Raw genomic sequence first — 22,875 nt, forward strand, 5'->3', positions numbered from 1 at the left:
AACTCGGTCTAGCCCTTGGGTACCGAGCCCGCCGCGACCTTTCCGACGTATTCGTCGTACGAGTCCACGTAACCACCCTCGCGGCCTTCGAGAACGTGCAGAGTGTCGGCGCCGACGTCGTAGCCCTCGTTGCGCAATTCCACCTTGCGCGACTTGAAAGTGCTGGTGTGTTCGAGTGAGTCGACGATGCGGATGAACAGCGGGACCGCGTAGTTGGGGAGCTTGCCGTATAGGTGTGCCGCGACTTCACTTCCCTCCAAGCTTTGACCGTCCCGCAGCTTGACCGCCGCCATGCCCGCGCGACCGTCGGTGCCCGGAATCTCGACGCCGTAGACAACTGCTTCCTCGACGGCCGGGTGCGAACTCAGTGCGCCCTCGACCTCCGTGGTGGCAACGTTCTCGCCCTTCCAACGGAAGGTGTCGCCGAGGCGGTCGACGAAGGCGACGTGGCCCCATCCCTGCTTGCGCACCAGGTCTCCGGTGTCGAACCAGGTGTCGTCGTCCTTGAATCCGCCGCGTACCAGTTTGCTGTTGCTCGCCGCTTCGTCGGTGTAACCGTCGAAAGGCGCCCGGTCGGTGACCTTCGACAGCAGGAGTCCGACCTGACCCGTGGAAACCTTGCGGAGTCGACCGTCGGCTCCACGCAACGCTTTTCCGGTGTCCTCGTCGAACTCCACGACGGCGTGCGGCAACGGGCAGATGCCTGCTGTCTTGTCGACGTTGAGTGCGTTGACGAACGCGATGTTGCATTCGCTCGCACCGTAGAACTCGGCGACGCGGGGTATGCCGAACCGCTGGGTGAATTCGGCCCAGATCTCAGGGCGCAGACCGTTACCCACCATCAGCCGAACAGCATTGTCGCTGTCGGTCGGCTTGACCGGCTGGTTGAGCAGATAGCGGCACAGTTCGCCGATGTAGGTGAACGCGGTCGCCTTGTTGAGTGCGATGTCGTCCCAGAACCGCGAGGCCGAGAACTGACGTCCGATCGCGATTGTCGCACCGGACGCGAGCACCGAGGACAGCGAGACCGTCAACGCGTTGTTGTGGTAGAGCGGCAGGCAGCAGTACAGGGTGTCCGAGCCGCGCAAGCGCACGCCCATCAACCCGAGCCCCGACATCGACTTCAACCAACGGAAGTGAGTCATCAAGCTGGCCTTGGGCATTCCGGTGGTGCCCGAGGTGAAGATGTAGAACGCCTTCTCCTTTGCCAGCACCTCGGCGGTGACCGCGGGGTTGGACGGATCAGCCGTCTTCGCCAGATCCGCGAGTTCGCTGACGAGAAGTTGGTTCGGTCCGCTAAATCCGGCGGGCAACGATTCGAGGGCTTCTTCGCACTCGTCGGCGACCACCAGGACCCGCGCGTCGAGGAGCGTAAGGCTGTGTGCCAGAACGTCGTCGCGCTGGTTGTAGTTCAGCATGCCCGCTGCCGCGCCGAGTTTTACCGCGGCCAAGGCGATCAACAGCGCTTCGGGAGTGTTCTTTGCCAGCACTCCGACGACGTCTCCGCGGTCGACTCCTCGACCACGGAGAACGTCCGCGTAGCGGTTCACCAGTTCGTTGGCTTCCGCGTAACTGGTCGCGTGGCCCTCGAACCGGATGAACGGGCGCGACGGGTGCGCGTGCGCGGCCTTCTGGAAGATCAACCCGATCGATTCCTTGGCCGAAGGCTTACGGGTGAGCCCGGCGGCCCCCCGCGCCAGGATCGGCACCTCGGTGATCATCGACGGCAGTTTTGCCGCCAGATCGAGCAGGCCGACGGTCGAACGGGCTTCCGAACTCATGGCTCCCCTAACACGTATCCGGCGCCCATTCGGCCGCCCAGTCTGCGGCCACCTTACTGCACGGTAATAAAGCCCGCCATGCCCCAGGTCAGGGTTTCACGCACGCGTCTGATCAGGATTTGACGCACGCGTCGAGCGCGGCCTCGACGTCCGTCCTCACCAGCAGAGTGTCCAGCGCCTGACGCCCGACGAAGCCCGTCCCGTCGAGCTTGTTCAACCACTCGAGCAGGCCAGTGAAGTGGCCGACGGGATCGAGCATCACGACAGGTTTCTCGTGCATTCCCAGGTAGCCGGCGGTCCACGTCTCGAACAACTCTTCCAGCGTCCCGATTCCGCCGGGCAGCGTGATGAACGCGTCGGCGTGGTCTTCCATCAGCTTCTTGCGTTCGCGCATGGTGTCCGTGACGATCAGTTCGTCGGCATCGACGTCGGCAACTTCCTTGTGCACCAAGGCTTTCGGGATGACGCCGACGGTCCAGGCACCCGCCGCGCGAGCGGACTCGGCGACAGCGCCCATCATCGACACGTTGCCGCCACCCGAGACCAACTGCCATCCGCGTCGACCGATCGCGGTTCCCACCTCGGCAGCCAATGCCAGGAACGATTCGTCCACCGGACCCGACGCGCAGTAGACGCAGATCGAGTACTTCTTGTCGGAATCGGTCACCATTCTTCTTCTTTCCCCAGATCTGCGGCCTCGTCGACGCCCTTGTCGGCGTTGAGGACGATTCGTACTGCTTCTTCCACACTGTCGGTGACGTGCAGCAAGTTCACGTCACCTTCGGAAATCTTGCCGTCACGCTCGAGGGTGCCGCGGATCCAATCGACGAGTCCGGACCAGTACTCGGTACCGAACAGGACGATCGGGAAGCGCGTGACCTTGTGGGTCTGCACCAGGGTGAGTGCCTCGAACAGCTCGTCGAGTGTTCCGAAGCCACCCGGCAGGCAGATGAATGCCTGGGAGTACTTCACGAACATCGTCTTGCGTGCGAAGAAGTACCGGAAGTTGATTCCGAGATCCACCCACTCGTTGAGTCCCTGCTCGAACGGCAACTCGATGCCGAGGCCGATCGAGTACCCGCCGGCCTCACTGCAACCGCGGTTGGCAGCTTCCATCACTCCTGGCCCACCACCGGTGATGACGGCGTACCCGGCCTCGGCCAACGCCGTTCCCAGCTCGCGCCCGGATTGGTACTCGGGATGATCGACCGTGGTGCGGGCCGAACCGAACACCGTCACCGCACGCGGGACCTCGGCGAGTGCGCCGAAACCTTCGATGAATTCGCTCTGGATACGCAGCACACGCCACGGATCGGTGTGTACCCAATCCGTGGGTCCGCGCTTGTCGAGCAAGCGCTGATCCGTCGTGGTCTTCTCGTCCTTGCGCTTGCGTCGAAGCTGAACCGGCCCGCGGTGCTTGATCGACGAGCTCTGCTTCTTCGAAGCCGAATTCTTCTCTGGTGCCATGCGGCAAGGCTAACGGTCAGGCCGACAGATACTTCCTCAGCACGGCCGCGACGTCGGTGATCTGCTGCACCGGAACGTGCTCGTCGCGCTTGTGCGCGAGGTTCGGATCACCCGGTCCGTAGTTCACGGCAGGAATGCCGAGCGCCGAGAACCTGGACACGTCGGTCCACCCGTACTTCGCACGGAACTGACCACCGGCCGCCTCGATCAGGGCGGCAGCGGACGGGTTCGCCAAGCCGGGCAGCGCGCCGGGCGAGGAGTCGGTGACCTCGAATCCGAGGCCCAGACCGTCGAACACTTCGCGCACGTGCGCCTCGGCTTGTACCTCGCTGCGATCGGGCGCGAATCGGAAATTGACGTCCATCTCGGCTTCGTCCGGGACGACGTTTCCGGCGACACCGCCGGAGATCTGCACCGCCGACAAGCCCTCGCGGTAGCCGCAACCGTCGATGTCGACCGAGCGCGGCTGGTACGCCGACAACCGCTCCAACGCTCCGCCGAACTTGTGAATGGCATTGTCCCCCAGCCAAGACCTGGCCGAATGGGCGCGAGTTCCCGAAGCCGTCAACCGCACCCGCATCGTGCCCTGACACCCGGCCTCGATGAAACCGGCCGTCGGCTCACCGAGAATTGCGACGTCCGCCGCGAGCCATTGCGGGATCTCGCGTTCGATCCGTCCCAGGCCGTTGTACGTTGCGGCGATCTCTTCGCAGTCGTAGAAGACGAGGGTCAGATCGTGGGCCAGGTTCTCGATGGTGGCCGCAAGGTGCAGGAAGACCGCGTCGCCCGACTTCATGTCCACGGTCCCGCAGCCGTGCAGGATGTCGCCGTCACGCCGCGAAGGAACGTTGTCCGCGATCGGCACCGTATCCAGATGTCCGGCGAGCATGACCCGACTGGGCAAACCACGCGACGTACGCGCCAACACGGCATTGCCGTTGCGGATGATCTCGAAGCCCGAAGTCTGCTCACGCAGCGCATCCTCGACAGCCTGCGCGATGACGGATTCGTCGTGCGAGACGCTGGGGATGTCGACCAGGGCGGCCGTCAAGTCGATGGGGTCCGAAGCAAGATCGAGGATGCTCACACGCACCAGCCTAGGCCGGTGCACCCACCACCCAGTAATCTCTAGTCCCGTGAGCGCACAGGGAGCAACAGCAGTAGGTATCGCCAACGTGACCGCGGACGGAACCGTCCTCGACACCTGGTTCCCGGCACCGGAGCTGGGAACATTCGACAAGACCGGTACCGAGAACGTCGAGGGAACAGATATTCCTTCCGATCTTGCACTGCTGGCAGGCACTGACGACGCTCGCGAGGTATCGCAGGTCGTCGTGCGCACCACCATCGCCGATCTCTCCAAGGCGCCGGTCGACGCACATGACGTCTACCTGCGCCTCCATCTCCTCTCGCACCGTCTAGTCGCACCCCACGGTGTCAACCTCGACGGCCAGTTCGGCCTGCTCAGCAACGTCGTGTGGACCAACTTCGGCCCGTGCGCCGTCGAAGGTTTCGAGCAGGTTCGCTCGCGTCTGCGCATCCGCGGTGTCGTGACCGTGTTCAGCGTCGACAAGTTCCCCCGCATGGTCGACTACGTCGTGCCGTCCGGAGTTCGCATCGGTGACGCGGACCGTGTCCGACTCGGTGCACACCTCGCCAGCGGAACGACCGTCATGCACGAGGGCTTCGTCAACTTCAACGCCGGCACCCTCGGCAACTCGATGGTCGAAGGCCGCATCTCCGCGGGCGTCGTCGTCGACGACGGATCCGATGTGGGCGGCGGCGCCTCGATCATGGGCACCCTCTCCGGTGGAGGCAAGGAAACGATCTCCCTCGGCAAGCGCTGCCTCCTCGGCGCAAACGCCGGCCTCGGCATTTCGCTCGGCGACGACTGCGTCCTCGAAGCGGGCCTCTACGTCACCGCCGGCACCAAGGTCACCGGCCCGGACGGAACCGTCGTCAAGGCCAAGGAACTGAGCGGCAAGTCGAACCTTCTCTTCCGTCGTAACTCGGTCTCGGGTGCCGTCGAGGTCGTGCCGTGGAAGGGCACCGGCGTCGAACTGAACGCTGCTTTGCACGCCAACGACTGATGAGTAGCACCGACGTCTCCGACGGAACAACCACTGCTCTCGGCCACGGTCTCAAGGTCCGCCATCTGACGATGATGGGCCTGGGCTCGGCCATCGGCGCCGGCCTGTTCCTCGGAACCGGCGTCGGTATCGCCAAGGCCGGGCCGGCCGTCCTGATCTCCTACATCCTTGCGGGCGCCGTCGTGGTGTTCGTGATGCGCATGCTCGGCGAGATGGGCGCCGCGATCCCGGCCAGCGGTTCCTTCTCTCACTACGCGCGCCTGGGGATCGGCGAGTGGGCCGGCTTCGTGATGGGCTGGCTCTACTGGTTCATGCTGATCATGGTGCTGGGCGCCGAGATCACCGGAGCCTCGGCGATCGTGAACGACTGGGTGCCGTCGATCCCGCAATGGGTTGTCGCCCTGGTTTTCGTGGTGTTCTTCGCCGTGGTGAACCTGGCGAAAGTCAGCAACTTCGGTGAGTTCGAGTTCTGGTTCGCCGCAATCAAAGTCACCGTCATCATCGGCTTCCTGATCATCGGTGTCCTGCTGGTGTTCGGCCTCCTGCCCGATACCGACCCGGTCGGTACGAGCAATCTGTTCGGCCAGGGCGGCTTCATGCCCAACGGGCTGTCCGGCATTGCCGCAGGACTTCTCGTCGTGGCATTCGCCTTCGGTGGGATCGAGATCGTCACCATCGCCGCAGCCGAATCCGAGAATCCGGAACGCTCCATCGCCGTCGCTGTCCGGAGCGTCGTGTGGCGCATCAGCGTCTTCTACATCGGCGCCATCTCGATCATGGTTCTGGTGCTGCCCTGGAACGACCCCGAACTCGAGAGCGGCCCGTTTGTGGCCGTCCTGAACAAGGCGAACATTCCAGGCGTTGCCGGGTTCATGGAACTCGTCGTAGTGGTGGCGTTGCTTTCCGCCTTCAACGCCAACATCTACGGCACCTCTCGCATGGCGTTCTCACTTTCGCGCCGCGGCGACGGACCCGCCTTCATGGCGAAACTGTCGAGCACCGGAGTTCCGACCAATGCCGTTCTGCTGTCGGTGTTCTTCGGCTTCGTCAGCGTCCTGCTCAACTGGCTGCTCCCCGACGACCTGCTCGGCATCCTGCTCAACGCAGTCGGCGCTGCGCTGCTGGTCATCTGGATCTTCATCGTCGTCTCGCATCTGCGACTGCGAAAACAACTCGAAGCGTCGGGCAAGCTGACGGTTCGGATGTGGCTGTTCCCGTATCTGAGCTACGCGACACTCGCGATGCTTGGCGTCTTCGTCGTCCTCATGCTCTTCGACGCCGATGCCCGTGCACAGTTGATCTCGACCACCGTGTTGTTCCTCGTGATCGCGGCATTGGGTTTCCTGAACGCCCGTTGGCGTAAGCAGAATCAGCCCGTCTGATCCGTGTGCCTATGCATCCCGCCTGTTCACGACGACGATGCTGAGACCGAATACGACGAGCACGAAGAGGGCGAAGTAGATCAGGCTGCCCCATGGTCCCCAGTGGAAATCGACGCCACCGCTGGAACCGAGAAAATTGTTGGCGTTCATGAACGGCAGGAACGGCATGATCTTCTCGCCGATACTTCCGAACAGGTTGAAAAGATTCTCGATCAGCAAGGGCCACAACAGCAGAAGCGCGATCGCACCTGCAGACTGCCGGAGCAACGCGCCCACTCCTACGGCTAGAACTACGCAGAAGAACGCGTAGATCGGTGTTCCGTAGACGACCCGCCAGTTCTCGTCGCCGGACAGAGTCAAGAATCTTCCGGCGTCACCTGCCGTGGCCTTCGTGAGGGCGAAGGCGCCGAACGACAACACGAGAGTCAGCACCGCTCCGAACCCACCGATGAGGCCCGCTTTGGCGATGAGCACCGAGGCGCGGTTCGGAACTGCCTGGAATGTGGTTCGGATTGTCCCGAAACGATATTCGCTGGTGATCGCGAGGGCCGCCATGATCATCAGAACCAACACACCGAAGCCGGTCACTCCACTGAGTGCCCCCGACACTGTCGGCATCATTGCACCGTTGGGGTTGCTGAGCGACGACTTGGCGCTCAGTCCGAAAACGGTAGCGAGTCCCAACCCGAGCACGATGATGATGACCGAGCACCACAGCGGCGACTTGGTCGTGGTGATCTTGATACGTTCAGCACTGAGAACAGCCATTACAGTGCACCTCCCATAGCCTGCTGCGTGTTTGCCTGCTGTGTATTTGCGTGGTGGGCTCCGGCACCCGGATCGATACCGGATGCGTGGTACTGGACATCGTCCCCGGTCAACTTCATGAACGCATCCTCGAGCGACCCCTGCTGAGAAGCCAACTCGTACAACACGATCCCCTGCGAACCAGCCAAACCACCGATCACATCGGTGGTCGAATCCACGACCACCAATGCCGGGGCAACGCCGGAACCGTCTTCACGCACCGTCAGCCCCTGCGAGAGCAACACACTGCGCAACGCATCGAGCTGTGGGCTGCGCACGCGCACCGTCGACTCCGACGAACGATCCACGAACTCCGCCACCGTCGAATCCGAAATCAACCGACCCCGACGGATCACCACCAACTGCTCCGCCGTGAGCGCCATCTCCGACAGGAGGTGACTCGACACCAACACCGTGCGGCCCTCGGCCGCCAACCGCTGCATGAACTTACGAATCCAGACGATGCCCTCCGGATCGAGACCGTTGACCGGCTCGTCGAACAACAACACCTTCGGATCCCCCAACAACGCACCCGCCAACCCCAGACGCTGCGACATACCCAACGAGAACCCGCCGGCCTTCTTACCCGCCACCTCGGACAACCCGACCAACCCGAGCACCTCGTCGACGCGGGACTTCGGGATCCCGTTCGAAGCAGCCATCCACTGCAGATGCGCACGCGCACTGCGATTGGGGTGCACCCACTTCGCATCCAACAACGCACCCACCGTCCGCAACGGCGTCTTGAGCTCGCGGTACGGCTTGCCCTCGATCAACGCCACACCCGACGTCGGCTGATCCAAACCCAGGATCATCCGCATCGTCGTCGACTTACCAGCACCGTTCGGGCCCAGGAAGCCCGTCACGATGCCCGGCTTGACCGTGAACGACAAATCGTCCACCGCTTTCGTCGGTCCGTAAACCTTGGTCAATCCCCTCAGCTCGATCATGAGGACCAGTCAACCACGAAAACCGAACTGTCGGAACTTTCAGACGCCAACGGAGAAAGGCGTTGCGTCCGTTCGCTATCGAGGCTAGTATCGAATGTATGTTCGACACTACCGGGGGGTAAAAGTGACGACGCAAGTATCTGAACAGGCGATATCCAAACAGGCGATATCCGCAGAGACCATCGGACAATTCCGGGCATCACTCGCCAGCATGGACCGATCCATCGACAACGCAGCACGCGTGGATCTTCTGCGCGCATTGGAAGAGTTGAAGGCCAGTTGCGCTGGTGCCCAGGCATTGCTGGCTGCCGATCTCGACGCGTTCACCCGCAACGACCGCGGCGAACGGGGAGTGCCGCGCGCATACCAAGGCCGTGGAATCAACGCGCAGATTGCCCTCGCACGGCGAGAGTCGGCTTGGTTCGGAACTCAGCATCTGAACCTGGCCCGCGCACTGAACGACGAGATGCCTCACACACTTCGACTACTCGTCGACGGCTCCATCAGTGAGCATCAAGCGACGATCCTCATGCGCGAGACTTCATGTCTCACCGCCCAGGATCGCGCTACATTGGATCGCGAGTTCTGCTGCGACGCTGCAATCTTGGACGGATGCGGCAACCATCAACTGACACAAAGAATCCGCGCACGCACTGCCGAAATAGACTCCGATAGTATTGCCAGACGAGCACGCAAAGCCGTGGGAGACAGACGAGTGACGTCACGGCCTGCGCCCGACACGATGTGCTGGCTCAATGTGTTTCTTCCCGTGGCCGAAGGTATCGCCGTGCACGCCACGCTCAGGCGCGACGCAGATTCCGTACTTGCCGGCGGGGACAAGCGCACCCGAGCGCAAATCATGGCTGATCTCCTGGTCGAGCGAGTTACCGGAATCGGCCGCGCCACACCGACACCCGTCACCGTGAATCTGGTTGTCTCCGACCAGTCATTGTTGGGCGAAAATTCCGACCCGGCGTACGTCCACGGGTACGGACCTGTACCAGCCGCTATTGCACGCGAATGGATCACCAAGGCCAGCGAAGACTCCGAAACGGTGGCAACGCTCCGAAAGCTCTACGCACGCCCCGATACGGGCGCACTGACCGCAATGGAATCCACGGCGAGAACCTTCCCGAAGGGGTTGGCGCGATTGATCGAACTCCGTGATCGAAGCTGCCGTACTCCGTGGTGCGACGCGCCGGTTCGCCACCGCGACCACATTCGCGATCACTCGAGGGGTGGCCTCACCAGCGCAGCCAACGGTGCCGGGTTGTGTGCGGCATGCAATTACGCGAAACAGGGCTCGGACTGGACTGCCGAACCTGTACCAGGTAACCGGCACACCTTCACCACAACGACACCTACCGGGCACCGGTATTCGTCTGAGGCTCCGCCACTTCCGGCACCCTGGACCAGTCCGGATGCGGCCTAAGTTCCTCGGTGAGCCAATGCGTTCACGAACACCTCGGAAATCTCCGAGGGGTCACGAGCGATGTACGTCGAACCGCCCGTCACGCGGGAGATATCGGCGAGCGCCGCCGCATCTGCGTCATCGGTGATGCCGATGGTGACGATGATGACCGGACGCGCCGGATCCTGCTCGCGTGCAAGTACATCGAGCAACTGTTCACGGCTGATGCTGTCAGGATCTTCGTTTGCGCCGTCGGTCAAGATGATGACGCTGTTGACTGCTCGCGGATCGTACGATTCCTGAACCTTACGGAATGCGGCCAGCGTCGTGTCGTACAAACCTGTGGCGCCACGTTTGAGTTCGGTGAGCCGGTTCGCCTGATCTGCCATCAACTTTCGTTGAGTCACACCGTCGACGATCGTGTCGTAGCGCCTGATCGGCACCAATTCTTGGAAGTCCTGGGTTCCGTTCATACCTTGGGAAAACGCCCAGAGACCGGCAGCGACGCTGTCTGGGAAGACCTGATTGCCGGCCAGAGCAGCAGCAGTGGTCAACTGCATGCGCGTCTTGCCGCCTGCCGCCGGGTAGTCCATCGACGCAGACACGTCGATCGCAACGAGTGTCCGGATCGGCTTGGCCATCAGAGCCCAAGCGCCCAGTGTCTGATCGGCCACCGACTGTTCGGACACGGTCAGTGCCGTGACGTCACCGACTCCACCTTCGACGGCTCCACCGCCGGAAGTACGGAACCCGCTGCGCGTCAGCACTTCCTGAGCAGATTCACTGTGCAACAGCTCGGCGATGGCGTCACTCTTCTTGGCTGCGGCGTAGTGCCGGTCCGGTGCCGAAGCACTGACCACCAGGGGGTAATCCATGATCATGGTTCCCGTCGCCGGTACTGTCGCGGAAATCTTCGACTCGGCCTTCGTGAACTCGACGACCTGTTGCTCGGTCGAAACACCGACCTTTCCGGAGCTGACCAATTCGGTGAGCATCTTCTGTCCTACCGGCTGATCTTCGGTACGAACACTCTCCGCTTGCGCATGGGGTACGAGTGCCGCTCGAACGGATTCGGAGGTGGCCCCGGTTTCCGCGAGAGCTCCGAGAATGGGCGCCGACGCAACCCCTGTGAACAACGGATTGCCCAACGCCAGATCGGGAACCTGTAGCGCCGCGAGCCAACTGGCAAACTGTTCGCCACCGCCGGAGGCGAGAACGACAGGCGAGGTGGCGATCGAACCGCCGGCGGCAGCGACCGGCCCCTTGGCCGTCAATGCAGCTTTGCCCACCCACGCTGTCGAATCCGGTATCCACATGTCCGGCGCGTCCACGCCCTTACCCAGGGTTCCCGCAACGTCCCCGGGCAGCGCAGAGGTAACCGTGATCCGCGAACAGCCTGTCTGCTCCGGCGACGATTCTGCGAGGATCTCTGTGACTGCCGGCGCGATCGCAGGATCCGCTGCCAGCGAGTACTCGTCGACGCTCTCGCAGGAATCGGACTGTGTTGCCTTGAAGACCACCACCCCGGTGGCGATTACCGCGACGGCAACCAACCCACCCACTGCGTAGAACCCGATCGACCGCCCGCTGTCAGGACTCGAATGCCGTCCGCCCGCCATGAAATCTGCCCTTCCGAGGCCACTCGCACTCAGGCATACCGACGGTATGCGCGCGACTGGAACTGTCCCTACCGGGCGGTAGTGTAGCCAAGAACACAGAAATTCCAACTAGCGCTGAATCGTCGGAGAACCGGCGAGCCCACATTTCGGGACAGGCCGGCCGAATTCACGAACCTTCGAGCGTCGCAGCGACTTTTCAGCAAACTGACCTACCTAGAGCAGCTCACGCTTCTGAACCTTGCCCATCGCGTTACGTGGCAGAGTCTCGGCAAATCGAACCTCACGGGGACGCTTGTGCGCCGACAACTCCGCCCCGACCAACTCGACCAATTCGGCTTCGGTGACCTCGGGAGTCCCGGGCTTACGGACTACGACGGCGATGATCCGTTGCCCCAGATCGGCGTCGGGGACACCGATCACCGCAACTTCGGACACCGAAGGGTGCCCGAGGATGGCGGTCTCGATCTCGCCGGCGCCGACTCTGAATCCACCGGATTTGATCAAGTCGATGGATTCGCGGCCGACGATTCGGTGGAACCCACCCTCGTCGATGACGGCGACGTCACCGGTCTTGAAGTAGCCGTCCTCCGTCCAGGACTCGGCGGTTGCGTCCGGACGGTTCAAGTAGCCGTCGAAAAGCATCGGCCCACGTACCTGTAGGCCGCCGATACTCTCGCCGTCGTGCGGCACATCGTTGCCCTTCTCGTCACGAAGACGAGTCTCGACTCCGCGCAGCGGCACGCCGACCCACCCCGGGCGTCGCTCGCCGTCGAAACGCGTGCTCAGGGTCAGCATCGTCTCACTCATGCCGTAACGCTCGATGGGCGTCAATCCTGTTCGCTCCCGCAGCTTTTCGAAGACCGGCACGGGAAGCGGCGCACTACCGGAGACCAGAAGTCGGGCACCGGACAACGCGCGGGCAGCTTCTTCGTCTTCGGCGATACGCGACCAGACGGTGGGGACACCGAAGTAGAGGGAGCCTTTGGCCCTTGCGTAGTTTTCCGGCGTCGGCTTGACGGTGTGGATCACCCGGCTGCCGATCCGGAGGGGGCCGAGGATTCCGAGAATCAGTCCGTGCACGTGGAAGAGCGGAAGCCCGTGTACGAGGGTGTCTCGCCGCGTCCAGTCCCAGGCCTCGGCGAGCGCGTCGAGCCCGGCTGCGATAGCCGAGCGACTGAGCAGAACGCCCTTCGGTGGGCCGGTAGTTCCGGACGTGTACAGGACGAATGCTGTGGACTGCGGTGCCGGTTCGGGATAGCTGTGCCACGAGCGAGCGTGCAATCGGACGGGAACCACGGGCAGGCCTTCGCAGTGGTCGTCCGTTTCGCCGAGCCACGCCTGGGCACCGGAGTCACGCAGAATGTGCTCTCGCTCAGCCTTCCCCGAGTCCGGCGGGACCGGCACAACGGTGACGCCGGCAATCAACGCCCCGACGACGGCGAGAATCGTTTTTGCTGTGGGAGTTGCCAATACGGCAACCCGATCGGCTTGCGCCACTCGCTCCGCGACCGAGGTCGCGGCACCGAGAATGGCACTCCGCGAGAGAACCGTGTCACCGATCGTCACGGCGTCATCGAGGTCGTCACCGCGGGCAACAGCAAGGGGGTTCAAGGATCTCAGCAGCACCACGACAGCATCTCACAGCGCGGATGGTCGCAAACTTTCTCCTGCCCGACGCGCGTCCATCGAGTGCGGAGGGAACAGCGTCACCAGCGCAGCCCCCAAGAGCGCCCCGGAAAGTACCGCGAATCCGTGTGCGTCGTCGACCGTCACCAATGTTGCGCCGCCGACGACAATCAGGACCGTCAGAACAATCTCAGGCATTCGCGGGCGCACCAGAACGCCGATGCCCGCGGCCGCCGCTGCCAGAGCAAGCGTGGCACCGGAGTTGCCTGCGCCGGTCGACGGGAAGACTGCGGTGGTGAGCAAACCGAACAACAGTTGACCGAGCAGGAAGAGAGCCCAGCCACGTGCGGCGCCCCAGAGCCGAAACGCAAGCGGTGCAACCACGGCCAGCGTCGCGAGATTGGTGACAGTTCCTGCGGCCCCTCCGTCCTGAACGAGCACGGAGGTCAGAATGCGCCACCATTGCCCGTCACGAATCAACGCGGGATCACGACGAAACATCTCGAGCAGTCCCGGCATCGCCGCCTGCAAGATGGAAGGCACTGCAACCATCAGCCAGAGGAGAGCTGCCGAGAGTGGGAATTCTCCGAAAACTCGACGACTTTTCAACCACACGAGCATCAGTGCAACCGAGGCAGCAACGACAGCAAAAATCAGTACCGCGTCCAAGCCGCCGGTCCCTGAGGTGGTCACAGCGCGACCTTACATCGGACCGATACCGACATCAGGGAACCTGACACCTGGGAAAGCACACGATTCAGGCGGAGAGGCGCTTTGCTGCCGCGGCGATTCGTTCGTCTGTTGCAGTGAGCGCGATCCGCACGTGCTTGCTCCCGCTCGGTCCGTAGAACTCACCGGGGGCAACGAGGATCCCACGATCGGCGAACCAACTGACCGTCGCTCGACATTCCTCGCCGCGCGTCGCCCAGAGGTACAGACCTGCCTCGGAATTGTCGACGGTGAATCCGGCGCCTCGAACAGCTTCGATCAACACACTACGACGCTCGCGGTACCGCTCGCGCTGGATGTTCTCGTGTTGGTCGTCGCCCAAGGCTGCGGTCATCGCCGCCTGGATCGGTAGCGGCAGGATCATGCCCGCATGCTTGCGCACCTCGAGCAGTTCCGACACCAGAGCCGGATCACCGGTGACGAACCCGGCGCGATAGCTCGCGAGATTGGACGTCTTCGAAAGTGAGTGGACCGCAAGCAAACCGGTCAGATCACCGTCGTTGACACGAGGATCGAGAATGGAGAGCGCATCGGCTTCCCACGTCAATCCGAGGTAGCACTCGTCGGAGACGACGATGGCGCCGCGCTCGCGCGCCCAGGCCACGACCTTCTGCAAGTGCTCGAGGCCGAGCACCTTGCCGGTGGGATTCGAGGGCGAGTTCACGAAGATCATCGCCGCCGACTCGGGACCGAGCTTGTTCAAGCCGTCGGCGCGCAGGACACGAGCACCTGCCAGTTTCGCTGCGACCTCGTACGTCGGGTACGCCAACTCCGGAATGACCACCAGATCGCCGGCTCCGAGACCGAGCAATTTCGGCAGCCACGCGATCATTTCCTTGGTACCGATGGCCGGCAGCACCGCTGCCGGATCGACGTCGGGAATGTTGTAGCGGCGATCCAGTGACTCCGCCACGGCCTCGCGAAGCGCGAGCGTGCCATGAGTCGTCGGGTATCCGGGCACCTCGGCAACAGAGGCCAGAGCCTCCTGAATCACCGGGTCCACCGGATCCACCGGCGTCCCCACGGACAGGTTCACGATGCCGTCGGGATGAGAGTGCGCCTTCGCCGTGACATCGGCGAGCGAATCCCACGGAAAATCAGGAAGCCCAGCGGCCACCGGAGTACGAGACAAGATCTCTATTCCTCACCCATGGGAGGCAGCGCTTTGATAAACGGCGTGTCGTAGTCGACCTTGCCGAGCTTGGCCGCTCCACCCGGCGAGCCGAGATCGTCGAAGAAATCGACGTTGGTGCTGATGTACGCGTTCCACTGGTCCGGGACGTCGTCTTCGTAGAAGATGGCTTCGACGGGACAGACAGGCTCACACGCGCCGCAGTCGACACACTCGTCGGGGTGGATGTAAAGCATGCGTCCACCCTCGTAGATGCAGTCGACAGGGCATTCTTCGATGCACGCCTTGTCCATCACATCTACACACGGTTCAGCAATCGTGTAGGTCACTGCCGATCTCCCTGCCTTCCTGTCGTGCATCGCCGCCGCAACACGCAGTTGCAAGGGGCCGAAAATCCGATACGACTCTCACGTACCGCGGGAACAGCCTATTATCCCCCTGCCGACCGACTCTGAGCAGGCGGGGGTAACACATTTCAGCCTACTGCGGTGATGTTCCTCGACCGAATCGCGATCCACTTCTCCCCCAGAGCGGCCGCGCGTACCAGTGCGCCCCGCTCACCGAGGTAATCCGCCACGACGCCGACCACCGGAATCTTGCCGATGATCTCGTACGGTTTTGTCCGAGACGGCCGCTTGTGCAACTCGTCCGTGATGGCACGAAAAGTCTTGGACGTGCGCCACAACATTCCGATGAGCGCGAACGGGCGCCAGGTCTCGTCGGCGCCGCCGGCTGATTTCTCGGCGAAGTCCTCTCCGGTGAGAAGCTCTCGAGACTTCGTCTCACGCCGGCACAGCACCGACGCCAGGAGGTCCACCTGCTGATCCCGTTCGGTCACTCCGTGTTCACGGGCAACCGCAACGAGCACAACGGCCTGATTCGCGAAGGCCAGCAGGTCCTGGATCGGCAACCGATTGAGGAGGACGCCGAAGATGCCGGGGAACGCCACGGCAACGGTGTTGAGTGCACCCAACCGGGTCGTCCACCACTTCGAGCGCTGCTCGTCGGTCATCACCGACCACGCCGCCGTCCCGGGGAACTTGACGACGTCGAGGACCCAAGCGGCCGCGTCCAACACCATCGCAGCAGCGTTTCGCTCGGGATCGGTCGGCTCGAACGTCCGACGCTTGATACCGAGCGGATCGCTGTAGGCGAGGTCGAGAACCGGGTTGATCCCCCACACCGCTCGATCGAGAACCTCGACGACCTTGCGGTCCCCCAGTACGTCAGCCATCAGGCAATCGCTCCTTCGCGTCGTGCATGTGTGGTGGTTCGTTCGCGTGCCGGACGTCCGATTCCCTCGGCGATGGCGCGCAGTTCTGCGACGGTCTTCTCGGAACCGTGTTCGGAGCCGGCCATCCGCGAGATCGTCTCTTCCATCAGCGTTCCGCCGAGGTCGTTGGCGCCGCCGTTGAGCATCATCTGCGTTCCGGTGATGCCAAGTTTGACCCAGCTGGTCTGGATATTGGGTATGCGGCCGTGCAGCATGATGCGTGCCAACGCGTGTGCAGCGCGGTTGTCCCGATTGGTCGGCCCTGGCCGGGAAGCGCCCGCCAGGTACAGGGGCGCGCTCTGGTGAACGAACGGCAGCAGCACGAACTCCGTGAATCCGCCTGTACGGTCCTGGATTCCGCGAAGAACGTTCAGGTGCCCGACCCAATGGTGCGGCTGATCGACATGCCCGTACATCATCGTCGAACTCGACCGCAGCCCCACCTCGTGGGCCGTGGTGACCACTTCGATCCATTCCGCCGTCGGCAGTTTGCCCTTGGTGAGGATCCAGCGCACCTCGTCGTCGAGGATCTCCGCTGCCGTACCGGGAATGGTGTCCAGGCCCGCCTCACGAAGGGCTGTCAGCCAATCCCTGATGCTCTCACCACTGCGCGATGCACCGTTCACGATCTCCATCGGAGAGAACGCGTGGACGTGCATCGACGGCACGCGCTTCTTGACGGCCCGGACCAGGTCGGCGTAACCGGTGACGGGAAGTTCCGGATCGATACCGCCCTGCATGCACACCTCGGTTGCGCCGGCGACGTGCGCTTCCCACGCACGGTCGGCGACCTGCTCTGCCGACAGCGTGAACGCGTCGGCGTCACCCTTGCGCTGCGCGAACGCACAGAATCGGCAGCCCGTGTAGCAGATGTTGGTGAAGTTGATGTTCCGGTTCACCACGTAGGTGACGTCCTCGCCGACGGCATCCTTGCGCAGCGCATCCGCCAGTGCCACAACGGCTTCCAGGCCCGGGCCCTCCGCCGTGGCGAGGGCCAGGTACTCGTCGTCGGAACATCCGGCCGGGTCGCGTTCGGCACTGCGGAGCGCAGCCAGCAGATCGGTGTCGACGCGAATCGGAGCACTGAGTTCGAGGACCTGTTCGCGCACGGTCTCCCAGTCGCCGAACGCACTGCCCAGGTCACTGCGGGTCTCGGTGTTGCGCCCGTCCGTGTCGATCTCGGTATTGAGATCGACGCGTCCGCTCGATTCCCACGACTCGTCCGGTTCCTGCCACGGCCGGCCCACCGGCTTGGTGTCGGGCAGGGCGAGGCCGGTCTTGGGATCCGCCAGCGCTTGCACGTGACCCGCAATACGCGGATCGATCCACGGAGCCCCGGCCAGGACATATGCCGGCTGAGCCGCAGTGCGTTCGGTCAGCGTGAAGCCGCCCTCGGCGCTGATCTCGGCCAAGGTCTCGAGATTCGGCCAGGGACGCTCGGGGTTGACGTGATCGGGGGTCAACGGTGATACCCCGCCCCAGTCGTCGACGCCTGCGCCGAGCAGCGCGAGGCACTCGCTGTTCGAGACGAGATTCGGCGGACTCTGAATCCGCATCGTCGGCCCGAGCAACAGGCGTGCGACGGCGATGGCCGCGAGAAACTCGTCGAGTCCCGCATCAGGCGTATTGCGCATCGCGGTATCAGGCTTGGCCAGGAAGTTCTGAATGATCACTTCCTGGATGTGGCCGAACGCCTTCTGCGACTTGCGTATCGCCATGATCGACTCGGCACGTTCGAGGAAGTTCTCCCCGATGCCCACAAGAATTCCCGTGGTGAAGGGGATGTTCAGTCGGCCTGCGTCGGTCAGGGTGCGTAGCCGAACCGCCGGGTCCTTGTCCGGGCTGCCGTAGTGGCACTCACCCTTGTCGGTGAACAGCCGGGTAGCGGTCGTCTCGAGCATCATGCCCATCGACGGCGCAACGGGCTTGAGCCGCGAGAGTTCCTGCCAGCTCATCACACCGGGATTGAGGTGTGGGAGCAGGCCTGTCTCCTCGAGTACCCGGATCGACATCGCTCGCACGTAGTCGAGGGTGGAGTCGTAGCCGCGTTCGTCCAGCCACTGCTTTGCTTCCGGCCAGCGAGCCTCGGGGCGATCCCCCAGCGTGAACAACGCTTCCTTGCAGCCCAATTCGGCGCCTGCCCGGGCAATGTCCAAAACCTCGTCCGGTTCCAGGAACATGCCGTGCCCAGCGGCACGCAGCTTCCCCGGCACCGTGACGAATGTGCAGTAGTGGCACTTGTCCTGGCACAGACGGGTCAGCGGAATGAAAACTTTTCGCGAATACGTCACGGTGTTCGGCCGACCCGCTGCCAGCAGACCGGCATCGCGAACCTTGGCCGCCGAAGAACACAGATCGGTCAGATCGGTTCCCCGTGCCTGCAGCAGCGTTGCCGCCTCGTCGACGTTCAGGGTCGCTCCGTCGCGTGCACGACGGAGAACTCGCCGCATCGCCGACGCTGACGGGCCGGGCGACGGACTGGACGAGGCGGACGCGGAAATACCTGGCATCGGAAGCATGGTGGGTTTGCCGGAGTCATCACCAGTTCGGTTCACCTAGCGATCATGCGCCATGTGGGACGACTAGTGCCACCCGGTGCCAGAAGTAGGAGGCCTCACCGCCCCCACACCGCCTCGATCACGACGGCCGGTAGTCGTCGTCGACCGCAACCTCGACTCGTTGATCCACCACGTCAGCCACTGGCGCGTCGAGCGGAATGTCGGTCAGATCGGGTTCTTCAGGGGCGTTCGGATCTACGGGTGTCGATTGTTCGAGCGCATCTGATTCCGGAGCCTCCGGGTCGAATGTCGCATCTTGTTCGGTCATCACGTGCTCCCTTCGCGGTCGCCACACTCCACGATAGGGCCGATGTCGACAGATCGCCCCTCACTCGACCAAAGTAGTGCCCATGACTGCGCCGCAACCGCTGACCATGGCCGACCCGTTATGGCGACCCAGCACCAAAGCCCCGAGGCTGTGGGCAATCACTGCCTCACTGTTCTGGGTACCCGTCATCGTCGCCGAAATCGTCTGTGCCGTCTTGGTACCCGGAATCCCGTCCTGGGTGGTCGGCACCGTATTCGCAGTCACCGTACTCTTCGCTGCCACCTACATTCTGATGGTCCCGGCGTGGCGGTATCGGGTCCACCGATGGGAGATCAGTGACACCGCGGTATACACCCGCACCGGCTGGTTCACCCAGGAGCGACGCATCGCACCGATCTCGCGCGTGCAGACCGTGGACACCGAGCGCGGACCGATCGACCGCATGTTGGGTCTGGCAACCGTCACGGTCACGACAGCGTCGTCGGCCGGGGCCGTGAAGATCTCCGCACTCGACCAGGAAGTCGCCGACCGCACGGTGGCTCAACTGACGGAGATCGCGGGTACCAACGTGGGAGACGCGACGTGAACGAGAAACAGTTGGGCGACCCGACCGCGATCGAGATCCCGGTAGAGGCGGAAACGGCAGCTGCCGAGGCCGCGGAAGAGGAACAGCCCTGGCTCCGCCTCGACCGACGCATGCTTCTGGTCCACCCCGTCAACGAAGTCGTCAAACTGCTCCCGGTCCTACTCGTCTCCGTAGTTCTCGGCAGCCACTCCGGAAACCACTGGTGGGGACTCGGCGTCGTCACTCTGCTCGTCATCTTCGGTTTGTTGCGGTATTTCACCACCACGTACCGAATCGGACCCGTCCACGTTCAACTGCGCACCGGGGTCTTCCAGAAAAAGCTGCTCTCCGTCCCGCGTAGCCGCATCCGATCCGTCGACGTCGAGGCCGGGGTCATGCACCGGTTGCTCGGACTGTCGATCGTGCGCATCGGTACCGGCCAGCGCGCCGGGAGCGGCCACGATTCGAACAAGTTCGAGCTCAACGCCCTGTCGACCGCCCTGGTTCCGGACCTACGCGCCGCACTGTTGGCCGGCGCCCAGCAAGCACGGCGACTGGAAACCCCGGGCACGCCGGTCGAAAGCATCACCGAACCGGTCGACACCGAAATCGGTCACTGGGAACCGAGTTGGGTTCGCTACGCCCCCTTTTCGTTCACCGGAATCGCCATCATCGCAGCCATCATCGGCATCTCGTTCCAATACGGCATCGGCACTGCCGTCGCGAAATCCTCGGCAGTGAGCGACAGCTTCGACTCACTCGAGAGCCTCGGCATCGCACTGATGGTCGTCATCGCACTCGTCGTGCTGCTGGTGCTGTCGAGTGCACTCGCCTGCGTCCAGTACCTGATCGCGTTCGGCAACATGAAACTCACCGACAACGGCCGCATCCTGCATGTCAGTCACGGCCTGTTGAAGACTCGGCAAACCACACTCGACCGCGCCCGCCTCCGCGGCACGACGCTCAAGGAACCGCTCCTGCTGCGATTGGCCCGCGGCGCGCGGCTCGACGCCATCATGACCGGGGTCAGCGCCGAGAAGAAGGAATCTTCGCTGCTGCTCCCGCAGGGACCGCGCAGGGAAGCCGAGCGAGTGATGGCCACCGTGATCGGTGACTCACGCCAGGCGTCCGCCCCGCTGATCCCGCACGGCCCGGCCGCGCGGCGTCGCCGGTACACCCGAGCACTGTTCCTCGCCGCGGTGGCGTTCCTGGTCTGTGTGGCATGCGCGGCTTCTGGACTCGATGTACCGATCTACGCGTGGTTCGGGGTCGCCGTACTCGCCATCGGTGGCACCGCCCTCGCCTACGACCGATACAACGGCCTCGGCCACGCAGTACTACCCGGATGGTTGATCACCCGAAACGGCTCGCTCGATCGCCAGCGTCACAGTCTCGAATCCGAAGGTGTCATCGGATGGACGGTGCGCGAGACGTTCTTCCAGAGGCGCGCGGGAGTGGCAACCGTCGTCGCCGCGACGCCCGCCGGCACCGGAAGCTACGAGGTGATCGATCTCCCCGCCGAGAACGCGTGGGAATTGATCGAAGCCGTCACTCCGGGCGGTGGCGACGTGTGGGCAGGTCGTCGATGATGAGCCTCGCCAGCGAACCGAGACGCGATCGCTCGGGCTGGATGGTCGGAACACCGAGGAGTTCCAGCGGAGCGGCCGTGACCGGTCCGACGCAGTAGGTCGGTACCGGTCCGCGCATCGCTGCGACGAACCGCTCCAGCTCGCCCATTTCTTTTGCCGTGCTGAGCATCGAGGAGACCGCGGGGGCACTGGTGAAGGTCAGCGCGTCGATCGCACCGGAACGAACTGCAGCGACCAACGCGCGGACCGGCGACTGATCCGGCGGCCGGATCCACCGATAGACCGATACCGGAGTGACAACCGCGCCGATGTCGGCGAGGGAGGCGCTCAGGTCCGTCAACGGCTCCCATTCGGTGATGGTGCCGTGCAACTGGACTGCGATGCGCAAGCCTGCCACTCCCTCGCTTCCGAGATGTGCCAGAACTTCCTCGGACGACTCACCCGAAGGCGACCATTCCTCGCGCAGTCCGGCGCCTCGGATGGCGCCCGTCGCCTTGGGGCCGCGGGCGATGATGCGCGTGTGGGCGAGCGCCCCGAGGAACTCCTCGGTCAAACCCCACGAGGCGACGGCCTCAAGCCAACCCCTGAAGCCGATCCCGGTACTGATCACGACCAATTCCGGAGGATCGGCAATCAAAGCGGACGTCTGAGTCCTCAGGTCTCGATCGTCCACCAAGGGCAGCACATGGATCACCGGTGTCCGCACGATCTCCGCGCCTCGACGTTCGAGGAGCGTCGCAAATTCTTCGACACGCCGTTCTGCGGTCAAGGCGATAGTCGCACCCGCCAAATCATGTTCAGCCACAGGCTGAGTGTCCCTTATGCACGGGTCAGTTTCCTACGCGCGCGCCGAGAACTATTGCGAGCTGAGGGTGGCAAGTCTGTTGATCGCCACTTTGAAGAGGAAAACGGCGGCCGGAGCGATCGCACCGACCAGCAGCAGGAAGGTCAGAGGGGACGAAAGCACGAGTACGTCGCCGCCGGGGCCGCCCACCATGCACACCAAGAACCCGACGATCCAACCGGCGAGCGGCAATGCGGCCCTACCCGGCGTCGTAACCGTGCGGGCGGCGATCACCAATACGAGGTTCGCGGTCGCGGCTACGAGAATGCTGATGGGAAATGCCGTCGTACCGAGATGAGTCGGCAAGAACAGGACGGACAACACCGCGCACAGAAATCCGTCGAAAATCAGGACGCCGAGGATGACAGGGTCGAGCCACGACAGCGACGTTCCTGTCGAGGCGTCCGTGTTGTTCTCGACGGTCGTCATGGTTTTGATAGTGGTCTATCGGTCGTCATCGCGCGAGCGCGGGGTCCCTCCCGACAAGCACCCCGGCTCGCGCCCGAAAAGCACGAAGCTGATCAGGGAACCGGCGGGAACCCGAGCAGAGTCAGCAAATGACTCTGCTGATCTGCGAATGCGTAGAGCGACCCGTAATACAAGTCGTGGTAATAACCAGCCATCGGACGCAACGAATCGACGAAGGCGACGATCTGGTTCTGCAGGTCCCAGTTGTACATTTCTTCAGCCCCCAGGCTTTGCTGTTACCGAAAGGACCACCCATCCGGTGACACGCATCACACACCACTACGGCGTCGATCGCAATGCCTGTGAGCCGACGCCC

22 protein-coding genes are annotated in these 22,875 nt (G+C 63.3%); 5 read left to right on the top strand and 17 right to left on the bottom strand.

Annotated elements, in window-relative coordinates; genetic code table 11:
* Positions 1–8: 8 nt before the first annotated feature.
* The 4 genes from A0W34_RS20070 to dapE form a co-directional block, all read right to left on the bottom strand.
* Positions 9–1,781: a long-chain-acyl-CoA synthetase gene (locus tag A0W34_RS20070; RefSeq protein WP_003945170.1), complete on the bottom strand. Its 1,773-nt coding sequence runs from the start codon at positions 1,779–1,781 to the stop codon at positions 9–11.
* Positions 1,782–1,893: 112 nt separating this feature from the next.
* The gene (locus A0W34_RS20075) at positions 1,894–2,451 is read right to left on the bottom strand and encodes a TIGR00730 family Rossman fold protein (RefSeq protein ID WP_003945191.1); all 558 of its coding nucleotides are present in this window, start codon (positions 2,449–2,451) and stop codon (positions 1,894–1,896) included.
* Complete coding sequence (locus A0W34_RS20080) at positions 2,445–3,248, bottom strand: TIGR00730 family Rossman fold protein (protein ID WP_003945176.1); 804 nt, start codon at positions 3,246–3,248, stop codon at positions 2,445–2,447. The genes A0W34_RS20075 and A0W34_RS20080 overlap by 7 nt, the downstream gene beginning before the upstream one ends.
* Before the next feature lie 16 nt (positions 3,249–3,264).
* Positions 3,265–4,335, bottom strand: coding sequence for a succinyl-diaminopimelate desuccinylase (gene dapE / locus A0W34_RS20085; protein WP_172827020.1), 1,071 nt, complete (start codon positions 4,333–4,335; stop codon positions 3,265–3,267).
* Between the two features lie 49 nt (positions 4,336–4,384).
* Here dapE and dapD point away from each other — a divergent pair, with 49 nt between their 5' ends.
* Together dapD and A0W34_RS20095 are read left to right on the top strand one after the other, a co-directional pair.
* Positions 4,385–5,338 carry a 2,3,4,5-tetrahydropyridine-2,6-dicarboxylate N-succinyltransferase gene (gene dapD / locus A0W34_RS20090; protein WP_019749368.1) on the top strand — a complete coding sequence of 318 codons (954 nt, stop codon included), beginning with the start codon at positions 4,385–4,387 and terminating at the stop codon, positions 5,336–5,338.
* Complete coding sequence (locus tag A0W34_RS20095) at positions 5,338–6,720, top strand: amino acid permease (protein ID WP_063316838.1); 1,383 nt, start codon at positions 5,338–5,340, stop codon at positions 6,718–6,720. The genes dapD and A0W34_RS20095 overlap by 1 nt, the downstream gene beginning before the upstream one ends.
* Positions 6,721–6,729: 9 nt before the next feature.
* Here the strand turns inward: A0W34_RS20095 and A0W34_RS20100 are convergent, their stop codons facing one another.
* Entirely contained in the window at positions 6,730–7,488 is a 759-nt protein-coding gene (locus A0W34_RS20100; protein ID WP_047268975.1) for an ABC transporter permease, read from the bottom strand.
* Positions 7,488–8,477: an ABC transporter ATP-binding protein gene (locus A0W34_RS20105; protein WP_081558160.1), complete on the bottom strand. Its 990-nt coding sequence runs from the start codon at positions 8,475–8,477 to the stop codon at positions 7,488–7,490. The genes A0W34_RS20100 and A0W34_RS20105 overlap by 1 nt, the downstream gene beginning before the upstream one ends.
* 211 nt (positions 8,478–8,688) lie before the next feature.
* Here A0W34_RS20105 and A0W34_RS20110 point away from each other — a divergent pair, with 211 nt between their 5' ends.
* Positions 8,689–9,909 carry an HNH endonuclease gene (locus A0W34_RS20110; RefSeq protein WP_007726246.1) on the top strand — a complete coding sequence of 407 codons (1,221 nt, stop codon included), beginning with the start codon at positions 8,689–8,691 and terminating at the stop codon, positions 9,907–9,909.
* Here A0W34_RS20110 and A0W34_RS20115 read toward each other — a convergent pair.
* The 8 genes from A0W34_RS20115 to A0W34_RS20150 all read right to left on the bottom strand — a co-directional run bounded on the left by A0W34_RS20115 (position 9,906) and on the right by A0W34_RS20150 (position 19,093).
* A complete protein-coding gene (locus A0W34_RS20115; RefSeq protein WP_042926345.1) occupies positions 9,906–11,507 on the bottom strand; it encodes a substrate-binding and VWA domain-containing protein in 1,602 nt (533 codons plus the stop codon). The genes A0W34_RS20110 and A0W34_RS20115 overlap by 4 nt on opposite strands.
* 213 nt (positions 11,508–11,720) lie before the next feature.
* On the bottom strand, positions 11,721–13,133 hold the full coding sequence (locus A0W34_RS20120; RefSeq protein ID WP_081558844.1) for an acyl-CoA synthetase: 1,413 nt from the start codon (positions 13,131–13,133) through the stop codon (positions 11,721–11,723).
* Positions 13,134–13,145: 12 nt separating this feature from the next.
* Positions 13,146–13,826: a hypothetical protein gene (locus A0W34_RS20125; RefSeq protein ID WP_030536218.1), complete on the bottom strand. Its 681-nt coding sequence runs from the start codon at positions 13,824–13,826 to the stop codon at positions 13,146–13,148.
* Positions 13,827–13,890: 64 nt separating this feature from the next.
* On the bottom strand, positions 13,891–14,994 hold the full coding sequence (gene dapC / locus A0W34_RS20130) for a succinyldiaminopimelate transaminase (RefSeq protein ID WP_039972669.1): 1,104 nt from the start codon (positions 14,992–14,994) through the stop codon (positions 13,891–13,893).
* A gap of 5 nt (positions 14,995–14,999) precedes the next feature.
* Entirely contained in the window at positions 15,000–15,323 is a 324-nt protein-coding gene (fdxA, locus tag A0W34_RS20135; RefSeq protein ID WP_003945248.1) for a ferredoxin, read from the bottom strand.
* 146 nt (positions 15,324–15,469) lie between these two features.
* The gene (locus A0W34_RS20140) at positions 15,470–16,228 is read right to left on the bottom strand and encodes a hypothetical protein (RefSeq protein WP_007726264.1); all 759 of its coding nucleotides are present in this window, start codon (positions 16,226–16,228) and stop codon (positions 15,470–15,472) included.
* Complete coding sequence (locus tag A0W34_RS20145; protein WP_003945208.1) at positions 16,228–18,786, bottom strand: bifunctional FO biosynthesis protein CofGH; 2,559 nt, start codon at positions 18,784–18,786, stop codon at positions 16,228–16,230. Before A0W34_RS20145 ends, A0W34_RS20140 begins: the two co-directional genes overlap by 1 nt.
* Before the next feature lie 118 nt (positions 18,787–18,904).
* The gene (locus A0W34_RS20150) at positions 18,905–19,093 is read right to left on the bottom strand and encodes a hypothetical protein (protein ID WP_003945217.1); all 189 of its coding nucleotides are present in this window, start codon (positions 19,091–19,093) and stop codon (positions 18,905–18,907) included.
* A gap of 82 nt (positions 19,094–19,175) precedes the next feature.
* Between A0W34_RS20150 and A0W34_RS20155 the strand changes: the two genes are divergently transcribed.
* Entirely contained in the window at positions 19,176–19,679 is a 504-nt protein-coding gene (locus tag A0W34_RS20155) for a PH domain-containing protein (protein ID WP_042926352.1), read from the top strand.
* Positions 19,676–21,247 carry a PH domain-containing protein gene (locus A0W34_RS20160; RefSeq protein WP_081558162.1) on the top strand — a complete coding sequence of 524 codons (1,572 nt, stop codon included), beginning with the start codon at positions 19,676–19,678 and terminating at the stop codon, positions 21,245–21,247. Before A0W34_RS20155 ends, A0W34_RS20160 begins: the two co-directional genes overlap by 4 nt.
* Here the strand turns inward: A0W34_RS20160 and A0W34_RS20165 are convergent.
* From A0W34_RS20165 to A0W34_RS33215, 3 genes are all read right to left on the bottom strand, one after another.
* Positions 21,207–22,052 (bottom strand): uroporphyrinogen-III synthase, encoded by an 846-nt coding sequence (locus A0W34_RS20165; protein ID WP_007726271.1) that lies wholly within the window; start codon positions 22,050–22,052, stop codon positions 21,207–21,209. The two genes, A0W34_RS20160 and A0W34_RS20165, sit on opposite strands and share 41 nt — an antisense overlap.
* Before the next feature lie 51 nt (positions 22,053–22,103).
* Positions 22,104–22,520 carry a hypothetical protein gene (locus tag A0W34_RS20170; protein ID WP_030536224.1) on the bottom strand — a complete coding sequence of 139 codons (417 nt, stop codon included), beginning with the start codon at positions 22,518–22,520 and terminating at the stop codon, positions 22,104–22,106.
* Between the two features lie 92 nt (positions 22,521–22,612).
* Entirely contained in the window at positions 22,613–22,771 is a 159-nt protein-coding gene (locus A0W34_RS33215) for a hypothetical protein (protein ID WP_003945210.1), read from the bottom strand.
* Positions 22,772–22,875: the final 104 nt, after the last annotated feature.

It is taken from the genome of Rhodococcus sp. BH4 (assembly GCF_002079265.1).
GTDB lineage: Bacteria > Actinomycetota > Actinomycetes > Mycobacteriales > Mycobacteriaceae > Rhodococcus_F > Rhodococcus_F qingshengii.

What these genes read in the sequence shown, in the direction of transcription:
- A0W34_RS20070 (WP_003945170.1), bottom strand. Translation starts at nt 1,781, where the DNA reads ATGAGTTCGGAAGCCCGTTCGACCGTCGGCCTGCTCGATCTGGCGGCA.
- A0W34_RS20075 (WP_003945191.1), bottom strand. Translation starts at nt 2,451, where the DNA reads ATGGTGACCGATTCCGACAAGAAGTACTCGATCTGCGTCTACTGCGCG.
- A0W34_RS20080 (WP_003945176.1), bottom strand. Translation starts at nt 3,248, where the DNA reads ATGGCACCAGAGAAGAATTCGGCTTCGAAGAAGCAGAGCTCGTCGATC.
- A0W34_RS20095 (WP_063316838.1), top strand. Translation starts at nt 5,338, where the DNA reads ATGAGTAGCACCGACGTCTCCGACGGAACAACCACTGCTCTCGGCCAC.
- A0W34_RS20100 (WP_047268975.1), bottom strand. Translation starts at nt 7,488, where the DNA reads ATGGCTGTTCTCAGTGCTGAACGTATCAAGATCACCACGACCAAGTCG.
- A0W34_RS20105 (WP_081558160.1), bottom strand. Translation starts at nt 8,477, where the DNA reads ATGATCGAGCTGAGGGGATTGACCAAGGTTTACGGACCGACGAAAGCG.
- A0W34_RS20110 (WP_007726246.1), top strand. Translation starts at nt 8,689, where the DNA reads ATGGACCGATCCATCGACAACGCAGCACGCGTGGATCTTCTGCGCGCA.
- A0W34_RS20115 (WP_042926345.1), bottom strand. Translation starts at nt 11,507, where the DNA reads ATGGCGGGCGGACGGCATTCGAGTCCTGACAGCGGGCGGTCGATCGGG.
- A0W34_RS20140 (WP_007726264.1), bottom strand. Translation starts at nt 16,228, where the DNA reads ATGGCTGACGTACTGGGGGACCGCAAGGTCGTCGAGGTTCTCGATCGA.
- A0W34_RS20145 (WP_003945208.1), bottom strand. Translation starts at nt 18,786, where the DNA reads ATGCTTCCGATGCCAGGTATTTCCGCGTCCGCCTCGTCCAGTCCGTCG.
- A0W34_RS20150 (WP_003945217.1), bottom strand. Translation starts at nt 19,093, where the DNA reads ATGACCGAACAAGATGCGACATTCGACCCGGAGGCTCCGGAATCAGAT.
- A0W34_RS20155 (WP_042926352.1), top strand. Translation starts at nt 19,176, where the DNA reads ATGACTGCGCCGCAACCGCTGACCATGGCCGACCCGTTATGGCGACCC.
- A0W34_RS20170 (WP_030536224.1), bottom strand. Translation starts at nt 22,520, where the DNA reads ATGACGACCGTCGAGAACAACACGGACGCCTCGACAGGAACGTCGCTG.
- A0W34_RS33215 (WP_003945210.1), bottom strand. Translation starts at nt 22,771, where the DNA reads ATGTACAACTGGGACCTGCAGAACCAGATCGTCGCCTTCGTCGATTCG.